Origin of the sequence: Streptococcus sp. Marseille-Q5855 (assembly GCF_946901985.1) — a bacterium.
GTDB lineage: Bacteria > Bacillota > Bacilli > Lactobacillales > Streptococcaceae > Streptococcus.
Map to the genome: position 1 here is coordinate 258,902 of NZ_CAMPPR010000002.1, position 15,583 is coordinate 274,484.

General features: G+C 41.4%; 22 protein-coding genes. All 22 read right to left on the minus strand.

Translation table 11 applies throughout. The annotated features are described in order from the left end of the window. Nucleotides 1–2: 2 nt before the first annotated feature. Nucleotides 3–1,904 carry an ABC-F family ATP-binding cassette domain-containing protein gene (locus OC529_RS03675; protein ID WP_262081511.1) on the minus strand — a complete coding sequence of 634 codons (1,902 nt, stop codon included), beginning with the start codon at nucleotides 1,902–1,904 and terminating at the stop codon, nucleotides 3–5. A gap of 887 nt (nucleotides 1,905–2,791) precedes the next feature. Next, nucleotides 2,792–3,172, minus strand: a complete 381-nt coding sequence (locus OC529_RS03680) for a PBECR2 nuclease fold domain-containing protein (RefSeq protein ID WP_175879892.1) — start codon at nucleotides 3,170–3,172, stop codon at nucleotides 2,792–2,794. Between the two features lie 37 nt (nucleotides 3,173–3,209). Continuing rightward, complete coding sequence (locus tag OC529_RS03685; RefSeq protein WP_262081512.1) at nucleotides 3,210–4,166, minus strand: N-acetylmuramoyl-L-alanine amidase; 957 nt, start codon at nucleotides 4,164–4,166, stop codon at nucleotides 3,210–3,212. Nucleotides 4,167–4,168: 2 nt separating this feature from the next. Further along, nucleotides 4,169–4,498, minus strand: a complete 330-nt coding sequence (locus OC529_RS03690; protein ID WP_262081513.1) for a phage holin — start codon at nucleotides 4,496–4,498, stop codon at nucleotides 4,169–4,171. 14 nt (nucleotides 4,499–4,512) lie between these two features. After that, nucleotides 4,513–4,830, minus strand: coding sequence for a hypothetical protein (locus OC529_RS03695; protein WP_054392826.1), 318 nt, complete (start codon nucleotides 4,828–4,830; stop codon nucleotides 4,513–4,515). A gap of 8 nt (nucleotides 4,831–4,838) precedes the next feature. Continuing rightward, a complete protein-coding gene (locus OC529_RS03700; RefSeq protein ID WP_262081514.1) occupies nucleotides 4,839–5,621 on the minus strand; it encodes a hypothetical protein in 783 nt (260 codons plus the stop codon). 5 nt (nucleotides 5,622–5,626) lie between these two features. Beyond that, the gene (locus OC529_RS03705; protein WP_173279056.1) at nucleotides 5,627–5,959 is read right to left on the minus strand and encodes a hypothetical protein; all 333 of its coding nucleotides are present in this window, start codon (nucleotides 5,957–5,959) and stop codon (nucleotides 5,627–5,629) included. Nucleotides 5,960–5,964: 5 nt separating this feature from the next. Continuing rightward, the gene (locus OC529_RS03710) at nucleotides 5,965–6,441 is read right to left on the minus strand and encodes a hypothetical protein (RefSeq protein ID WP_173279055.1); all 477 of its coding nucleotides are present in this window, start codon (nucleotides 6,439–6,441) and stop codon (nucleotides 5,965–5,967) included. Then, entirely contained in the window at nucleotides 6,431–6,892 is a 462-nt protein-coding gene (locus OC529_RS03715) for a hypothetical protein (protein WP_262081515.1), read from the minus strand. Before OC529_RS03715 ends, OC529_RS03710 begins: the two co-directional genes overlap by 11 nt. Before the next feature lie 10 nt (nucleotides 6,893–6,902). After that, entirely contained in the window at nucleotides 6,903–7,055 is a 153-nt protein-coding gene (locus OC529_RS03720; protein WP_173279053.1) for a hypothetical protein, read from the minus strand. Next, on the minus strand, nucleotides 7,048–7,644 hold the full coding sequence (locus OC529_RS03725; RefSeq protein WP_262081383.1) for a hypothetical protein: 597 nt from the start codon (nucleotides 7,642–7,644) through the stop codon (nucleotides 7,048–7,050). Before OC529_RS03725 ends, OC529_RS03720 begins: the two co-directional genes overlap by 8 nt. Before the next feature lie 17 nt (nucleotides 7,645–7,661). Then, nucleotides 7,662–8,069 (minus strand): hypothetical protein, encoded by a 408-nt coding sequence (locus OC529_RS03730; RefSeq protein WP_173279051.1) that lies wholly within the window; start codon nucleotides 8,067–8,069, stop codon nucleotides 7,662–7,664. An 8-nt stretch (nucleotides 8,070–8,077) separates the two neighbouring features. Then, on the minus strand, nucleotides 8,078–8,566 hold the full coding sequence (locus OC529_RS03735) for a hypothetical protein (RefSeq protein WP_173279050.1): 489 nt from the start codon (nucleotides 8,564–8,566) through the stop codon (nucleotides 8,078–8,080). Between the two features lie 4 nt (nucleotides 8,567–8,570). Further along, complete coding sequence (locus tag OC529_RS03740; RefSeq protein WP_173279049.1) at nucleotides 8,571–9,020, minus strand: hypothetical protein; 450 nt, start codon at nucleotides 9,018–9,020, stop codon at nucleotides 8,571–8,573. Then, nucleotides 9,013–9,288 (minus strand): hypothetical protein, encoded by a 276-nt coding sequence (locus OC529_RS03745; protein ID WP_173279048.1) that lies wholly within the window; start codon nucleotides 9,286–9,288, stop codon nucleotides 9,013–9,015. The genes OC529_RS03740 and OC529_RS03745 overlap by 8 nt, the downstream gene beginning before the upstream one ends. After that, nucleotides 9,281–9,874, minus strand: a complete 594-nt coding sequence (locus tag OC529_RS03750; RefSeq protein WP_173279047.1) for a putative phage tail protein — start codon at nucleotides 9,872–9,874, stop codon at nucleotides 9,281–9,283. Before OC529_RS03750 ends, OC529_RS03745 begins: the two co-directional genes overlap by 8 nt. Next, on the minus strand, nucleotides 9,874–11,001 hold the full coding sequence (locus OC529_RS03755) for a baseplate J/gp47 family protein (protein ID WP_112445269.1): 1,128 nt from the start codon (nucleotides 10,999–11,001) through the stop codon (nucleotides 9,874–9,876). The genes OC529_RS03750 and OC529_RS03755 overlap by 1 nt, the downstream gene beginning before the upstream one ends. Next, nucleotides 10,991–11,383 carry a DUF2634 domain-containing protein gene (locus OC529_RS03760; protein ID WP_023948079.1) on the minus strand — a complete coding sequence of 131 codons (393 nt, stop codon included), beginning with the start codon at nucleotides 11,381–11,383 and terminating at the stop codon, nucleotides 10,991–10,993. The genes OC529_RS03755 and OC529_RS03760 overlap by 11 nt, the downstream gene beginning before the upstream one ends. Nucleotides 11,384–11,385: 2 nt before the next feature. Then, complete coding sequence (locus OC529_RS03765) at nucleotides 11,386–11,688, minus strand: DUF2577 domain-containing protein (protein ID WP_015973671.1); 303 nt, start codon at nucleotides 11,686–11,688, stop codon at nucleotides 11,386–11,388. Beyond that, nucleotides 11,688–12,656: a hypothetical protein gene (locus OC529_RS03770; RefSeq protein WP_112445273.1), complete on the minus strand. Its 969-nt coding sequence runs from the start codon at nucleotides 12,654–12,656 to the stop codon at nucleotides 11,688–11,690. Before OC529_RS03770 ends, OC529_RS03765 begins: the two co-directional genes overlap by 1 nt. After that, nucleotides 12,653–13,345: a phage baseplate protein gene (locus OC529_RS03775; RefSeq protein ID WP_061759919.1), complete on the minus strand. Its 693-nt coding sequence runs from the start codon at nucleotides 13,343–13,345 to the stop codon at nucleotides 12,653–12,655. The genes OC529_RS03770 and OC529_RS03775 overlap by 4 nt, the downstream gene beginning before the upstream one ends. 13 nt (nucleotides 13,346–13,358) lie before the next feature. Then, on the minus strand, nucleotides 13,359–15,581 hold the full coding sequence (locus tag OC529_RS03780; protein WP_262081516.1) for a tape measure protein: 2,223 nt from the start codon (nucleotides 15,579–15,581) through the stop codon (nucleotides 13,359–13,361). Nucleotides 15,582–15,583: the final 2 nt, after the last annotated feature.

The following is a 15,583-nucleotide window of genomic DNA, read 5'->3' on the forward strand; positions in this document are numbered from 1 at the left end:
CTTTACACCTGCTCTGAGAATTCTTCCCACTCAAGCATAGCTTCTTCCTGACGGTGGCTGATTTTGTCCAGCTCAGCCTGCAATTCCATGAGTTTGTCGGCATCGTTTGTTTCCAACATTTGTTCAGAAATGACTTGGCTTTGACTTTCTAGCTCTTCGATTTCAACTTCTAGACTTTCAATTTGTCGCATGAGTTTGCGAACTTCTTTTTGACTTTCTTTCTGAGCCTGGTAATCATTGACTGGACTTGCTTCCTTTGCTTGATTGTTAGTTGAAGCTTCCTCAGTATGACTCATTTCTACTTCTGCTTTCTTTTCAACATAGTAGTCGTAATCTCCAAGGTAGAGAGTTGAGCCATTCTCTGACAATTCCAGTACATGAGTTGCCACACGATTGATAAAGTAACGGTCATGGCTGACGAATAGAAGAGTTCCATCAAAGTCAATCAAAGCATTTTCCAACACTTCCTTGCTATCAATATCCAAATGGTTGGTTGGCTCATCCAGAATCAAGAAGTTGTTGTTTTCCATGGACAATTTAGCCAAAAGCAAACGAGCTTTCTCGCCACCAGACAGCATACCAACTGATTTTTTAACATCATCACCAGAGAAAAGGAAGGCACCCAGACGGTTACGGATTTCAACTTCCGGTGTCAATTTGAAATCATTCCAGAGTTCATCTAGTACAGTATTACTTGGTGTCAGCTTGCTTTGGGTTTGATCATAGTAACCAACCTCAACATTAGCGCCAAAGCGCTTTTCACCCTTGATAAAAGGAATCTGCTCCACGATTGATTTGATAAAGGTTGATTTTCCGATACCATTGGGACCAACGATGGCAACAGCATTCATCTTACGAAGGTCTAGGTTAATCGGTTGTGACAAGACTTCCTCGTCATAACCAATAGCCACATTTTCAACAGTCAGGACAACATTGCCCGACGTTTTTTCAGACTGGAAAGTCATGTTAGCAGATTTCTTACCAGCTTCAGGCTTGTCCAAACGCTCCATTTTTTCCAGTTGTTTGCGACGCGATTGAGCACGTTTGGTCGTTGAAGCTCGGACTAGATTGCGATTGACAAAGTCTTCCAGAGCAGCGATTTCCTTTTGTTGCTTTTCATAGTTTTTTGCTTCAGTAGCTAGCTTCTGCTCCTTTAATTCGACAAAACGAGAGTAATTACCCACATAGCGATCCAAGGAATGCTTGGTCAAATCTAGCGTAATTGTCGCAACCTTGTCCAAGAAATAACGGTCGTGGCTGACAATAATGAGCGCGCCGCTATAATTTACCAAGTAATTCTCTAGCCAGGCAATAGTTTCAATATCCAAGTGGTTGGTTGGCTCGTCCAAGACCAAGAGATTGGGCTTTTCAAGGAGCATTTTGGCTAGAGCTAAGCGAGTATTTTGCCCACCAGAAAGCTCAGCAATTTTCATCTGCCACATAGACTCGTCAAACTTGAATCCATTCAAAATCGCTCGAATATCAGCTTCATAGGTAAAGCCACCTGCCTGACGAAAATTTTCAGATAAGCGGTCGTAATCTGACATCAGTTTATTCAAATCCTCACCAGACTTTTCACCCATCTCCAGCTCCATCTGACGCAGTTGTTTCTCAGTCCGACGCAAGTCATCAAAGACATGAAGCATCTCATCGTAGATGGTATTTTCAGACTCAAAACGGCTATCTTGGGCTAGGTAAGATAGAGAAATATCTTTTTTCTTATTGATTTCTCCACTAGTTGGCTCCTCTTCTCCAACCAAAATCTTCAAAAGAGTAGACTTTCCTGCACCATTTTTCCCAACAAGGGCTATCCGATCACGTTCATCAACTTGTATGTTAATATTATCAAAAAGAACCTCTCCTGCAAAAGAACGTTCAATTTTATTAGCTTGTAAAATAATCATACAAGTAGTATAGCATGTTTCCCTAAGGCATTCAAGATAATGGTAAGTATTTTAGCGAAGGATATGCAACATAAAATAAATTATGTAAAATTTGTGTTATATTCCTTCGCTATCTTGTTGGATTTTCTAACCAGCTAATCTTGCTTCAAATAGTTATCGCACAAGTCTATTATTTAATTCTTTTCATTATATACGTACGTATAGCAAATTGAAATAAGATGAGAACAAATCGATTGGGAAAGTAAAATTAATTTCTATAAATGTTTTAGAAATTGTTTCGTACTATTTTAGATTCAACTACTATATATACAATATTTTCGGAGCATTCAACTTTTTAATTCTATTTATTACTAGATTTCATAATTAAAAAGCCTGTCATACAAGCTCAAATGCTTGATATGATAGGCTTTTTAAAGGCTGATTATTTAACAGCGTCTTTTTATAAAGGATATACTTCATAGCTATATAATAGAAGAAAGTTTCGAAAAATAAGTATAAATACGTTTAAAAATAAGTTTAGTTCTAGGGGAGAAGATATATAAGTTTTAAACTTATGCCCTAAAAATGCCCCAAATCTAATTTTTAAATTTTTGGGGCATATTACCCCTCTATTCTTCAAGAAAACGCTTTTTTGAACAATAGGATTGTGATTTTGGTTTCTAATCGTTCAAAATGCCTGTTTTTGCAAAATAAAAAACCGCAAGCCTGAGCCTGCGGTTGGTGTAATCTATTTTGAAATTTTTAAACAAAAAAGGAGCATTTAAGCTCCCTCCTTTGAAATAACGGACACTTGGCTGGTCGGTGTACCCAGCATCTCAGATACCTTTTTCAAGGTGCGGCAGGAACCTTTCTGCCCTCAAATGTCTTTCGTTAATGTTATTCTAGCACTATCTACTTTTTTTGTCAAGTTTTCTCAATCTACCAGACTTAATACGATTTTGTAACTTGAAATCTTGCAAGCGATACATGGTCGGAACATAAAAGAAATCACCACTTTTATGTAACTTGATGGCAACGAGAACATTATCATCAAATCTTTTCACATATTCAAAACTAGCGTCTTTCTCTCGCGGATTGACTCCAACAAAATCTGGATTTCTTAGTATGAGTTCCAAGTCTTCAATATGATGGATCACATCATTATGATGGCGTTTCAACATATGGCTTCTCAAACCTTCTTTGTTGACCTTGATTTCACTTGCTTCAAGAACAATATTAAAAATTTCTTTTACTTCATCGGTAACCTGACCGATTTTTTCGTGATTCATAAATTCCTCCGTTATTTCATAACCATTATATCACATTTTATTTAGTCGTAATCAAGCCGTCTGGCTCAACTGCGAACTCTGGCTTATCTGCCATTGTTCCGTCTGCATTGAGGTAGTACCATCCTGTTCCGTCTGCGGACTGGATAAAGGCATTTGAAACCATGGCACCTTCTTTACTATCAAGATAATACCAGGTGTCCTTATACTTGACCCATCCTGTCTTCATAGCGCCCTCTGTGTCAAAATAATACCACTTCTCAGCGATTTTCTTCCAGCCTGTCGCCAGTTCGCCTGAGTTATCAAACCAGTACCAGTTGCCGTCTGTGTGCTTCTTCCAGCGGTCTGCAAGCATGTAGCCTGAGCCGTCGAAGTAATACCAAGTGCCGTTGACCTTCTCAAACTTGTCTTTTGGATAAGAGCCGTCTGAGTGTACATACCAATAGCCTGTATCGTTCTTCTTCCAACCTACTTCAATTGTCAATCCACTTTCAATATCCTGCTTGAACTGTTCACGGCTAATGCCCCATTTGGCAAGATAAGGATACGGGTCAACGTGGTCTGAATGGTTGTCTGGTTGGTTATTGGTACAGTATTCATGTGTTTTGATACCTTCCAAACTGCTTGTATCAAGCGTTTTCGGCAAACCTGCTTCATCTGCTAGATTGCGTAAGAGTTCGATATAGAGACGGTAGTCTGTCATGAACTCTTCTTTAGTTGAATGGCTTTCAATCAATTCAACTGCCGCATAGCTTTCCGCATTCCAATCGCCCCCAACGTCCCAGGCACCATTATTTACAGGACCGACCTGCAGGACACGACCGTTACCAACCACATGAGAGAAGAAACCAAGCTCAGGGTTCTTTCTGTAGTGGTAGTCTGCCTCATTTTGAGCGGTAGAATTACGGTTCCCCGTAGAGTGAGCGTGCACTTGTCGATATGGCGCATAGCCTACTTGTGGCAAGCCTGTACGTAGTCTGCTTGTATCGATATCCATACCTACTCCCTCCAAGCATCGTTCATCTGCTTCACTGCGGACTCCACAAAGGTATCCAAGTCCTTATCGGTCATGCTGATCTTATATTTGGTCAGCTCAGCTCTAACTTTATCACGAGCTTGCTCTAGCTTTTCATCACCTTTATAACCTGTCTCAGCAGCCACCTGCTCCACGGCATTCACTGCATTCTTGGCTAGGATTTCAGCGATAATCACCGCTTTCTCTCCGCCTTTTCGCAAAAGATAGTCTTTCACTATTTTCACGATACTGCCTACTGCTACTGCTAAAAAGCCTGTCGCAAAAGCGATAATAAATTCATTAAATTGTGTCATGTGTTGTTTCCTTTCTATTCTCTATAAAACTTAACATTAACGCTACCTATATACTCCCTTAAGTTTGTACCAGTTAGATATATGACTCCTCGGTTATACATATCAGCCTGAATTCTTATTAATCTGCTATTATTGAGTTGTACATATCGTATAGCAGCAACCTTAATATCATTACCTTTAATATCAATATTGTACCCACCCCAGTACTGCCACATTCTTGTGTTTAACACTTCCAATAATAATGACGGTCCACTCGACCACACCAACCTATCGCCAATATAGCGCTTGACAATCTCTCTACTTCCTAACATGATTCTTACTCTATCTCTCATAGCTTCACCTACTTAAAAATATCGTAAATCGTGTGAGGGTCTTTGGTAGTAATAGCATCGTACTGCTCTTGCGTACCGGCCCAATAGTTGAGTGCCTGCGAACCGTTCTGATTGACAATGTTCTGACCAGGAGCTCCCGTCGCTCCTCGTTCGCCATCGTTGATATTATCCAAATGAGTGAAAGCAGAGGCTTTTAAACCTCTGTAATTCACTTCAATGCGGACTTCGAACCAGCCACCAGAGCGCTGAGTAGCATTCCACTGACCAAATTTACCATTTGCATCAGGCGTTTGATTTCTCAAAACACCCCAGCTATTATTCCCAAAACCACGGTAGTAATAATCAAGAGTATAGCCGCTCGTGACTGCTTCGCCATCGTAGAATACATCCGCAAACAGATTCAATTGGCTAGTAGAGCCATTCTTATAAGAACCCTCAATACGAACGCTGGCATTCAAACTATGCCCATTTTCCCCTTTTAAGCTTTCTCTCTGGCTGGAGGTCAGATTGTCAAATGACGGGCGATTTTCCAAGGCGGAAATCCTAGCCTTGATGGGGATATCATTGTACAACTCCCATTTTTGAGCGTAAGTAGACAAGTCTTGGTGGGAGGTCAAGTAGCCTTTCTCTTCCAGCTCCGCTTTTGTAACGAGGGTTTCTGGATTAACTCTCGGTCTACTCTCAAGAGAGTCCAGCCTTCCCTGAACCTCCCTATCCTTTAACTCTGAATCTTCTTTGATTGCCTTGACATCCTCACCGATTGCTCTTGCTAGATTTTCAAGGTTACTCATAGCTATCACGCTTTCGCTGCGTTGTAAGTCGCTACCAAGTCAACATTGGCAATCTGGTCTACACGTCCGCTGACTTCAGTTACTTTGCCAAGAAGTGCGCCGTTTTCGTCTTGCCCCATGCTCGTGATTTTTTCTGCGATTTCTTTCAGCGTATCCAGATTTTCAGGCGTTCCCTCACCCAAGATTTCAGCCTTAACCTCGGATTTAGCTTGAGTGACTGCCTGAGAGATAGCTTGCGTCATTGCTGAAGTCTCCACTTTAGTGCTGACGTTTTGCTTCACTTCCTTGATATCTGCTCCTACTGCTTGTGCGAATGCTGTTAATTTTGTTGTGTCCATTGTTTTCATACCTTTCCAATATTATAAAAGAAGAGTAGATCGGGAAATTCCGGACATACTCCACCTTCGCTTGCAGGCCTTTCTGCAAGTTGTTTTTTTACTTCTTCTGCGATATCCAGCTCCTTAAGAGCATGGACTTCTTCTGTGACCAATTCCTTATCTGAAGCCACTATCTTGATATGCGTCGTTTTGTCGCTCGGAAAAACATATCCGCCAGCGCTAATCTCTAAGCGGTATTTCCCAATTGGAAAGATAGCGTCCAGATTAAAATTCACGCTTGAGTTCGTGACAGTTACGCTCTTCTTCCACTGGTACTTGCCCATGGTCAGACTAACGACCGCCACCTCCCCCTCCAGAGAGGGGACGGCTCGATAATCTTCGTCTAAGAGGACAAATCCAAAGGTGGAAGCCACATCACCCTGTTTAATGAGGTAACCGCCATCGATCTGTGCGAGATTGGTCGTATTGAGATTACAGACCATTCTGCGCCCCTTTCTCATCTTCAACCAAGATGTCTTCCTTAATCTCCAATTTTCCAAAATCGTTGAATAAGCGGTCTATGTAGCCATTACCTCCTAAAGCCTTGTAGCTTTTGTGCAGACTTTCCACTAGTGAAAATTCGTCTTTTGAAGTGAACCCTCTACGAATAGCCCGTCGCATATCACGGTCAAGGCGCAACTTCATAGTATTTAGATGCGCCTCGTCGTGCACTTTTAGCTTTTCCTGTACTTCATCGATTTTGGAATTGCTATCTTTAGCGGTAGTCTGGACATCTTTAATCTGTTTCTTGACATCGGTTAGTTCCGAGACAATTTTATCTGTTTCTTCTTTGGCTTTTTTCGGTAACCGATAGCTTATCCAAGCAATGATTGTTGGAGTTAGCACTGGCATTACGCTAGTGAAAAAGTGTTCTATTTTTTCAAAGACGTCCATAAACACCTCGCTAGTTTGCCAGATGGCTCAAACCACGGCGCTTCAATTCCTTGCGCACACTGTCTTTCCAGCGTTTATGTACCCATGAAAAGTCAACTGCTCCACGTTCCAGTAGGTTGATGTACATGTCGATTTTTGCTTGGTCTAGTGTAATCTTACTCATTGTTGCTACCTCCATTGTCTTCACTAGGGCTCTCTTGGTTTGTCGTTTCAGAAATGTCATCTTCTTTCTCGCTTTCTTTGTTATCTTCTACCGCTGGGGTTGGTTGTGTAGGTGCTTCTGCTACTGGTTGTTCAGTAGTTGGCTGCGCTGGGGCTGGTTCATCAGCTTGGTTTTCTGTGTCCGTAACCTGAGGGGTGTCCTCCTCTGCCTCTTCTTTCTCCTCCCGGTCAGACTCTCCTTGAGCTTCCAGCTCTTCCAATCGTGCTAAGATATCCTCAATATCCTGAGCATTCTGGAGATTGACCTTCTGCATGCCTTCCATGAGCTGGTTGGCTCTCTCCAGCGCTTCCGTCGTCTTAGCCAGTTGTTCTTGCGTTTTAGCCAATTGTTCTTGGTTTTTGACAATGGCGCTAGTTGGGTCAAGTTCGGTACGTAGAATCTCTTTGACTGCTTCAATGAGCGTTTCGTCCGTGTCACCCAAACGGTCACCCTCCAACTCACGAGTGAAAAAAGTAAACGGCTTGTCGCATTGAATAGAGACTTCCGTCTTGTCAACTCTAAAAAATTTATTTACTAATACAAATTCCATGTTTAATGTTCTCCTGATTATTTAAAATAAAAGTATAGTGAATCGTTTCTAGTGACATTACTTTTGAATACTTGTCTTTGATTATCGTCTTTAAATGAGATATAGAGCGCACTTCCTCTACTGAAATTATCTGGCCTTGTATCCCTATCGTACAACCGCGCATACTTCGCATAAACAGTTGTAATTGTATTGTTCTGGTGCTTAATCCGTACTTTAACATCATTTACTTTGCTCTCGTCACGATATTTATTGTTGAAATCACTTAAAGCTATTGAATCAAAAACCAAATAGCCTTGTGATTCAAACGGAGTTCTTAGATTCTGGAAATATCCAACATAGACCCATTTCTCCCAAACCAAACGATTACCAACATACCGTTCTATAATCTCATGTCCTCCGACATAAATTCCTTCTCTTGTAGTCATAAAATCACCTACTCATACACATCATAGATTGTGTTGGGATCTTTAGTTCTGACTGCTTCATATTGGGCTTTTGAGCCATACCAATACTTCATTTGCTGGTTTCCGTTTTGGTTTACAAATTTATTTGCTATCACTTCGGACGGTGTACTTGGAATTCCAAGCGCTGACCTGTTTACTCGTAAAACACCCGAACTATCGACTGTAATCGTTGAGTTGTCAGGTCGCACCACACCAGCCTGCCCACTAGTGGCAGTCTTTGCTTTCATCACACCATTTGACACTTCTGTCGTCTGATTATCCGGCCTGACAATCCCGTTTGAGTTTGACGTAGCCACTGATATAGCTGATTGTGGTGTTGCAAATGTTCGTTTTAAAGTGGAAACAGGAACTTTCTTTAAACCTGCTCCACTATGAACTAGCACCACATCTCCGTCTGATACATTGGATAATGTGGGCAAATCAGTAGCTTTTCTAACTTGGTTACTCATAATTACCATTCATCTATTCCTCCCTTTCTACTACTTGGTATTTCCAATCAGCTACGACTAGATTGTTGTTTTCGTCTCCTAACAATACATCATCATTATCTTCCGCTTTGATTGGTACATAGAATCGATTCTGTAATACCATTTCTTCTAGCAATGACAATCGTTGTTCTTGCTCGGCGACTTCTCTTTTTGTAGCTTCATGATCTGTGTAACTGGCTTGTCTTACGTTGTCTACATTCCCCAAGCCTACCTGAGCCTTTGTCACATTGTGTGGATTGTTGCGGTTGTTGATGTGACCAGTTAGGTCAACCTTCTCAGCCTTACTTCTGGTGAACTCGTCAATCTTTTCAGGCAGACCGTCAATGTCTGCAACCTTGTGCCTGTGACTTGAATCGGCTTTGTTTTCCCATCGTTGCGCATCCTCAGCGCCGATGATATCTCTTGACCTCCAGATTTTAGCCATCTGTTAGCACCTCCAGTCTATATTTGAATCGTGTCGTTGTTTCAATCGGAACGTATACATCAATAACAGACTGAGGGACATTTGAAGCGTCTAACAACTCAATCTTATTGATTTCTCTGATTGAGTCTGGTACCAAGAAATCAATCAAAACAAAATGTTGCTCTCGTTGTTTCTGTATCGTCACAATTTGATTATCATTCAACCTTGCTTTGTTGATTTTAGCTAGTACGGTTTCTGTAACTGTATTTAGTAACGTTTCTTTAATCATTGAATAAAACCTCCTCTTGCGGTCCTTCGTATTCAAAAGGTGTCACACCTACAACTGCATAACCTGCTCTAGCAAAGTCTACTGACGTCTTGAATAACCGTTCTTTCAGCTTGACTCGTTCTGTTACTGTTGGGATATGCGTATATCCCATATTTGCTGGCTTTATTGCATTGACAAAAATAACTGACTCTCTGAAAAGTCCGCTCGTTTCTGCACCGGACTCAATCAGTAATACCTGATTAGCGAAATCTACTGAAGCCTTGTACTTTCCTTTTCCGAAAAGGTCGTCCAATTTGCGAATTAAAAACCACCAAGAAAACGGTGGTCTCATATTGATCCGCAACAAAACACGCTCTCTTCTCCACTCCAACGTATCGTCAGCATGAGCAACAATACCGTAGACTTCTTCAAATTTCGTTAAGGTAGGGACATCACAGAGCATAATAAACTGGTTCTTGATGAACTGCTCTAACGAGACAGTCCCGTCTTTAAACAGAGCGTTTTCAACTCGAACAAGTTCCTTCATATCCTTGACGCCCTCGTAGTAATCTGGAACGTATTCAGATAAGTTTACCTCTTTCACCATTAAACTGTCCTCACTGTTCCTTTATACGGCAATTGTTGTAATTGTCCTGTAAAAACAAGTGCTAAATCAGCTTCACGGTTATTCAATTTCATCTTATCAACGTTTGCGATACCTGTAATGGTCAGTAGCTTGGCCATTAACTGCGAGCGATAGATTTTCATGCTGTAGGTGTTGACATCTGAGTATTGCGCCCAGTTCTTTCTCAAGTCTAAGAAATACTGGTCTAGTGTCTTGTCTACCAGTTCTTTCACTTGATTTAGCTGATATCCTGTCATCAACTCAAGTTTAAACTCAATATCAATCGGGAATCGTGTCGCAGTCGTAACCGTCACACGGTGGTTGATAGGAGCTAGTCCAACTCCTTTTCCAGTATATTCTAGTGGATCCAGAACATTTTGCACCTTCTTAATTGTCTCAGTAGACGCCAAGTTTAAGTCGTTGTCTAAAACAACCACTTTAACCGTTCCTGAGCCGTTCCAAACTGGATAGACCTGAACTGCGCCAACACCGTCAATTTCACGAACACGCTGAACGTACTCGATGAAGTTACCGCCAAACGGCTTCTCATTGACGTAAATCAAGAAACGCTTCCGCAATTCATCGTCAGTTTCTTCATCTTGCCCAGATGTAACGATTTCCCCTAAGACTGCAGTGGCGAGGTTCCTGTAGTTCTCCAAGGGTAAGATATTGCCGTAGTAGCGGTTTCCGACAACGCCAGTCGTCTCACACTCTACTTCATACTTGCCAGCTACATTAGTTGCACGAACTACCTTGTAGATGAGTGCAGCATCGTCAATTGTCGCAAAACGAGAACCTAAAGCGATTTGTACGCCTTCTTTTCTCTCGTTTTTAAACTCCGCAAAGCGTACCGCTTTCTTGGACGGATAACGATGTAGACCGAACTCCTCAACCTTGTAGTCTAGGTATTGACCAATAGCAGTCTGTGGAAATGTATCTAGCAGTAGATTTTTCAACTGCAAATAAAAACCAGCTAACTCGTAACAAGCAGGCGCTAATGCGTCATAGATGATAGAACCTTCCCGTGTATCAATATTTTCATTGACACGAGAAAGAGCGTCATTCATCAGATAATCAAACGTGTATTTTTCTAAGAAATCACCTATCATTAATCAGCGTCACCTCCTTTTCAACTTTAAATAAACCGGATATAGTATGGACTTCAAAGACACAAAGCAAGCTGTCCTTGGTTTGCTGCTCGATGAAGAAATTTTGGACACTTTTAATTCTTGTATCAACTAATAAGGCTTGAGAAATTGTTCTCTCAAGGTCAGCTTTTACAAAATCATAAGGCTTTCCTATCAAGCGCTCCAATTCTACTCCGTAGTTCGAAGAGTAAATAACCCACTCAAACCGTTCTGTAAGCAAAATCTTTTCAACTGCTTGCCTCATGGCTTCTAAGCCGTCAATATATCCGTGTATTCTGCCATTTTTCACTTGATAAGTGTAGGATGGCAAAACAACTTCTTCAATGTTTCGTATATCTACCATCTTCACTCCATCCTTTGTAAAACGTAGTATAATTGCCCGTTCTGGGCTTTAATCATTAAGACTTTGTCTCCTGCTTCAAGATCACGAAAAACAATCCATCTCTTGTTGTCCCCTTCAGTATCTCCAGTGCGTAGTTCTTTAACCATCGGACTTAGAACTAAAAAAGACTCAGGGATTTCAAGTTTATTATTAACCTTGATTGTTAAAGGAGAAACAGATGTGACAGAGCCAAAAACAATATCTGTTCTGTCTGTCCCATCATCTACTCCTTGCGCCAAAAGGCGTGCCAATAACTCTCCTGCCATTATTCCAGTGTCCTCAATTCTAAATCCATTGTATGCACCTTGTCCCACTTGTGGGTACATTTAGAGATGATGCCAAGACTGTTCTTCTTAATCCCTTCAGACTCTAAATCAGCAAAATCCAACACAACACTGTTGCCTGCACTGATTCCAAGATGTCCTAAACAAGGGACTTTAAAAGTCTTTTTAGGATGATTTTTAGCTTTCAATAAGAGTTCAGCCTTCTGTTGAATCTGACTCTCATTCATTTTTTCATCCACTTTTTCGTGGTACTGCAACTTGCCCCAAAGAGCCACATTTTTAGAGTCTTTCACAACGTAAACTTCACGCTTATTACTCTGCTTGTTGTCTTTAGTCAGCTTCACATAGTTGTAACTGTCATCGATAGAGCCTTCATAGTCAAAGTCTGTCGCTACGCTATCATCACCAATCACTAAGTCAGTAATCAGCGAATTTAAGGCTATATGCTCGACTGTACCAAAGTTATCTCTGATGATGTACCACATGCCACCATGAATCAATGTTAAGTCCAAAGCGTTCTGGATCATCGCAAAATAAGTTTTCTTATCTTCGATTTTCTCAGGACACGTCCAGTTTCCCTCGTCAACAACTTTGTACTCAAGTTCTGAGATTTCGCAAATCTTACTAAAGATTTCATGACTTTTAGAGGCTTCAAACACGATTGTATCAGTGTTTTTCAGGTACCTCATTCTGTCATAAGCAGTAACAGACCATTTCTTGGCTGATTTCCGCTTTTTCTTGAAAACTTTACCGTAAAAAATGCCCTTATCATCTACCTTGAAGCGGATAACATCCCCAAAGTTACAAGCGACCTGCGAGTCTATAATCATATCAAACTCAAGTTTCCCCGGCTGAAAATCAATGCTAGTTTCCCATTTGACACCTCCGACCAACTCAGTGATATCAAAGACTTTACCGTCATTCACATCTTGAATCAGAAATTCCATCATAGGACTTGCACCGAATCAGCAGTAACCCAACCACGCCAACCGCCATCAAGCATAGTAACGTGATAAGGATGCGACCCTTTCATATTGATATAATTGACAAGTCTAGTTGCGTTTGACTCAGTTTGACCAGGCCCTTCTCCATAGCTATCTCTATGAAGTTGCCCATTAACAAGCACCTTTGCACCGATAGTCACTTCTTTCTTAGTTGAGGGAGCCTGTTCTTTCTGAGGCTGACTAGCTTTCTTCTCTTCTGATACCTTCTTCTCGATTTTTACAAACCGAGCCTTGGCCATCTTGTACTCTTTGAAAGTGATGTCGTAGTAAACATCCTCATGAATACCAGCTTTTCTTTGTTGCTCAAAACTTTCAACTGTCGCAAGCATATTGATACCCACGCCAGAGATAATCAAGCGACAAGGTTCTTTCCCGTCCATGATTTTCTTTAAGAGTCGGACATAGGTTTCAGGCGTCCCTGATTTATTCAGGACATAAGAGCGAAAAGTGTCTCTAGGGAAGAATGAAGTGAAAGTAACCTCAGAGAGTTTTGGAAAACTCATCTGGGTTATTTCTCCTAGCGCAATACTCGTTGTTGACTCATTATTTGCGCTATTCTTTGTTTTCAGTTCTTCAGGATTGACAGGAAGTTGTGTGACCTGACCTTTGTACTCCACGAAAATACCAATCGCCATTTCTTTGTACCTCCTACGCAATTCCTAGGTCGCTATCGACCAGTCCGATAATCTTTTCTTCAATCTTACCAACTAGATCATTGATATCCTGCTCAGTAGCGCTATTTTTAGACTCATATTTAACACTAACTTGAGGTGTTAAAACTTGGTAATCAATGATGTACTTACGTTCTGCAACATCACGCATCATCTTAATATCTTCGTCTTTCAGCTTGACTTCATCTTCAATCTTACCGACGTTACCAATGTTCTTGCCTTTGCCTAGCTTGTCGCCAAGACCACCAGCACCACCAGAAGGAGCACCAGCCCCTGCAGGCGTTTGGTTCATTTGGTCAAATTTAGAAGCAAGTTCGTCTTGTTTCTTCATTTTGTCTCCAAAACCCTTCATAGCGTCACCGATGCCATTAAAGAAATTCTTTGTTTTTTGGTATGCTGCCACAGAATCAATCATAGGATCCTTCAATCCTTCTGTTGGGTTATGAAGTTCCAATTCTTTTCTTTTTATACCACCAAAAGAAGCTTTTACAGGCACAGGACCAGGATCTAAACCATCAGCTAGACCTCGAATTGAGTTTCCGAGTCCTCCATTGTATGACATTGCACCAATTTCGCCGACAGTTCCAAGGTTCACTCCAGGGATTTTATTCAATGCTTTAATAATCCAGTTTATAGCCTTAATAGCCATATTGGCACCTGCTATAAAGGCGTTACCTATTTCTTTCGCTACGTTAGCTGCGCCATCTGCGACTTTTGCGAAACCATTCAACACACCTTTAGCAAAATCATAAAATGCTTTCTTAATCGCCCAAACTACTGCTACAAATGTATTTCCAATTGCATCTGAAACATCGATCCCTGCATTATGAAGCCATGTAAAGACATTGATAACCACAGAACCTAAGAATACAAACAGGTTGATGACGAATTGTATGTTATTATAAGCTGCTTCTGCTATGTACACAATCATCATGATAATTGTTGCAGCAACATCCGCAAAAGAACCCCCCATGTCTGCCAGCACTTTAGAAATCAATAATACAATTCCTATCATGAGCAACAAGGGCCAATTTGCTAATGCCCATGCGACAAATGCAACATAGCCAGCCCATGCTGCAACCGTTGCTAATAATTCTAAAGCAGTAATTACAAAGTCGATGTTCTCAGTAACCCAGTTCCAACCTGCAACAAAGAGATTAAAGAGCCACAAAGCTATCTGGCCAATCGCAAACATAGCGGTTTCTAAACCTGCCATGAAGTTTTGACCAGCGGTACTATTAATAAACTCTTGCCATGCTTGAATTAAAGGCTGAAATGCGTATGAAGCAACGTTACCAACCTGAGTCATCATGTCGGCAAAGGTCATCGGCATTTTCGCAAACTCAGCGTTTGTTTCAACTGCTGAACCAAGCAAGGCACTCTTAAGGATATCTCCTGTTAGTTGGCCATCTTTAGCCATCGCCCTCAATTGACCAACGCTGACACCAAGGTGTCTAGCTAGTTTTTGGGCAACAAGCGGAGCGTTCTCCATCATAGAGTTAAACTCATCACCACGAAGAACCCCTGAAGCAAGTGCCTGTGTGATTTGAAGCGTCCCTGCTTTTTGTTGCTCTAAGCTTGCACCACCGATTTTATAAAGTTTATTCAACTGTTCAGCGAATGCAATAGCTTCATCATTGCTTTTAAAGGCTTCTCCAGCTTGTGAGCGTAGTTTAGCCACTGAGTCTGCCATGATACCGAAGCCAGTCCTTGAGCGTTGTGCTGCCGCCATGATACCGTCTTGGAGTTCTTGGCCTGTCTTAGATCCGTCTTCTATCGTCTTAAGCCTTGCCATGGTCTGAATATAATCATCGCCTGACTTAATCAGACCGCTCATTAAATTAGCCATTTGCCTCAAGGCTTGAATAGCAACCATGAAATTTAAAGCACGAGAAATAGAGGTCATTCGACCAAGCATGGATGTAGCAGCGCCTAAGCCACCAACAAGAGGCCCAGTCGAAGGAAGTTTGGGAGCGATAGGTGTCGCCATTTTAGGCGCTACAGGGCTAGTAGTTTTAGGTGCAGTTAAATTCTTAGGCATATCTGCTTTGACTTTAATCGTTGCAGTCTGCGTCATTTTCTTAACACGTCTGTCCAACTCGCCGAACTTAGCAATAGTCCTGTTAATCGTACTGTTAATTCGGTTTAAAGGGCTTGAGAAATTATCTCTAAGCGCTAGTGTTTGCATTAATGTGGTCATCT

What these genes read in the sequence shown, in the direction of transcription:
- OC529_RS03675 (WP_262081511.1), bottom strand. Translation starts at nt 1,904, where the DNA reads ATGATTATTTTACAAGCTAATAAAATTGAACGTTCTTTTGCAGGAGAG.
- OC529_RS03680 (WP_175879892.1), bottom strand. Translation starts at nt 3,172, where the DNA reads ATGAATCACGAAAAAATCGGTCAGGTTACCGATGAAGTAAAAGAAATT.
- OC529_RS03685 (WP_262081512.1), bottom strand. Translation starts at nt 4,166, where the DNA reads ATGGATATCGATACAAGCAGACTACGTACAGGCTTGCCACAAGTAGGC.
- OC529_RS03690 (WP_262081513.1), bottom strand. Translation starts at nt 4,498, where the DNA reads ATGACACAATTTAATGAATTTATTATCGCTTTTGCGACAGGCTTTTTA.
- OC529_RS03695 (WP_054392826.1), bottom strand. Translation starts at nt 4,830, where the DNA reads ATGAGAGATAGAGTAAGAATCATGTTAGGAAGTAGAGAGATTGTCAAG.
- OC529_RS03700 (WP_262081514.1), bottom strand. Translation starts at nt 5,621, where the DNA reads ATGAGTAACCTTGAAAATCTAGCAAGAGCAATCGGTGAGGATGTCAAG.
- OC529_RS03705 (WP_173279056.1), bottom strand. Translation starts at nt 5,959, where the DNA reads ATGGACACAACAAAATTAACAGCATTCGCACAAGCAGTAGGAGCAGAT.
- OC529_RS03710 (WP_173279055.1), bottom strand. Translation starts at nt 6,441, where the DNA reads ATGGTCTGTAATCTCAATACGACCAATCTCGCACAGATCGATGGCGGT.
- OC529_RS03715 (WP_262081515.1), bottom strand. Translation starts at nt 6,892, where the DNA reads ATGGACGTCTTTGAAAAAATAGAACACTTTTTCACTAGCGTAATGCCA.
- OC529_RS03720 (WP_173279053.1), bottom strand. Translation starts at nt 7,055, where the DNA reads ATGAGTAAGATTACACTAGACCAAGCAAAAATCGACATGTACATCAAC.
- OC529_RS03725 (WP_262081383.1), bottom strand. Translation starts at nt 7,644, where the DNA reads ATGGAATTTGTATTAGTAAATAAATTTTTTAGAGTTGACAAGACGGAA.
- OC529_RS03730 (WP_173279051.1), bottom strand. Translation starts at nt 8,069, where the DNA reads ATGACTACAAGAGAAGGAATTTATGTCGGAGGACATGAGATTATAGAA.
- OC529_RS03735 (WP_173279050.1), bottom strand. Translation starts at nt 8,566, where the DNA reads ATGGTAATTATGAGTAACCAAGTTAGAAAAGCTACTGATTTGCCCACA.
- OC529_RS03740 (WP_173279049.1), bottom strand. Translation starts at nt 9,020, where the DNA reads ATGGCTAAAATCTGGAGGTCAAGAGATATCATCGGCGCTGAGGATGCG.
- OC529_RS03745 (WP_173279048.1), bottom strand. Translation starts at nt 9,288, where the DNA reads ATGATTAAAGAAACGTTACTAAATACAGTTACAGAAACCGTACTAGCT.
- OC529_RS03750 (WP_173279047.1), bottom strand. Translation starts at nt 9,874, where the DNA reads ATGGTGAAAGAGGTAAACTTATCTGAATACGTTCCAGATTACTACGAG.
- OC529_RS03755 (WP_112445269.1), bottom strand. Translation starts at nt 11,001, where the DNA reads ATGATAGGTGATTTCTTAGAAAAATACACGTTTGATTATCTGATGAAT.
- OC529_RS03760 (WP_023948079.1), bottom strand. Translation starts at nt 11,383, where the DNA reads ATGGTAGATATACGAAACATTGAAGAAGTTGTTTTGCCATCCTACACT.
- OC529_RS03765 (WP_015973671.1), bottom strand. Translation starts at nt 11,688, where the DNA reads ATGGCAGGAGAGTTATTGGCACGCCTTTTGGCGCAAGGAGTAGATGAT.
- OC529_RS03770 (WP_112445273.1), bottom strand. Translation starts at nt 12,656, where the DNA reads ATGATGGAATTTCTGATTCAAGATGTGAATGACGGTAAAGTCTTTGAT.
- OC529_RS03775 (WP_061759919.1), bottom strand. Translation starts at nt 13,345, where the DNA reads ATGGCGATTGGTATTTTCGTGGAGTACAAAGGTCAGGTCACACAACTT.
- OC529_RS03780 (WP_262081516.1), bottom strand. Translation starts at nt 15,581, where the DNA reads ATGACCACATTAATGCAAACACTAGCGCTTAGAGATAATTTCTCAAGC.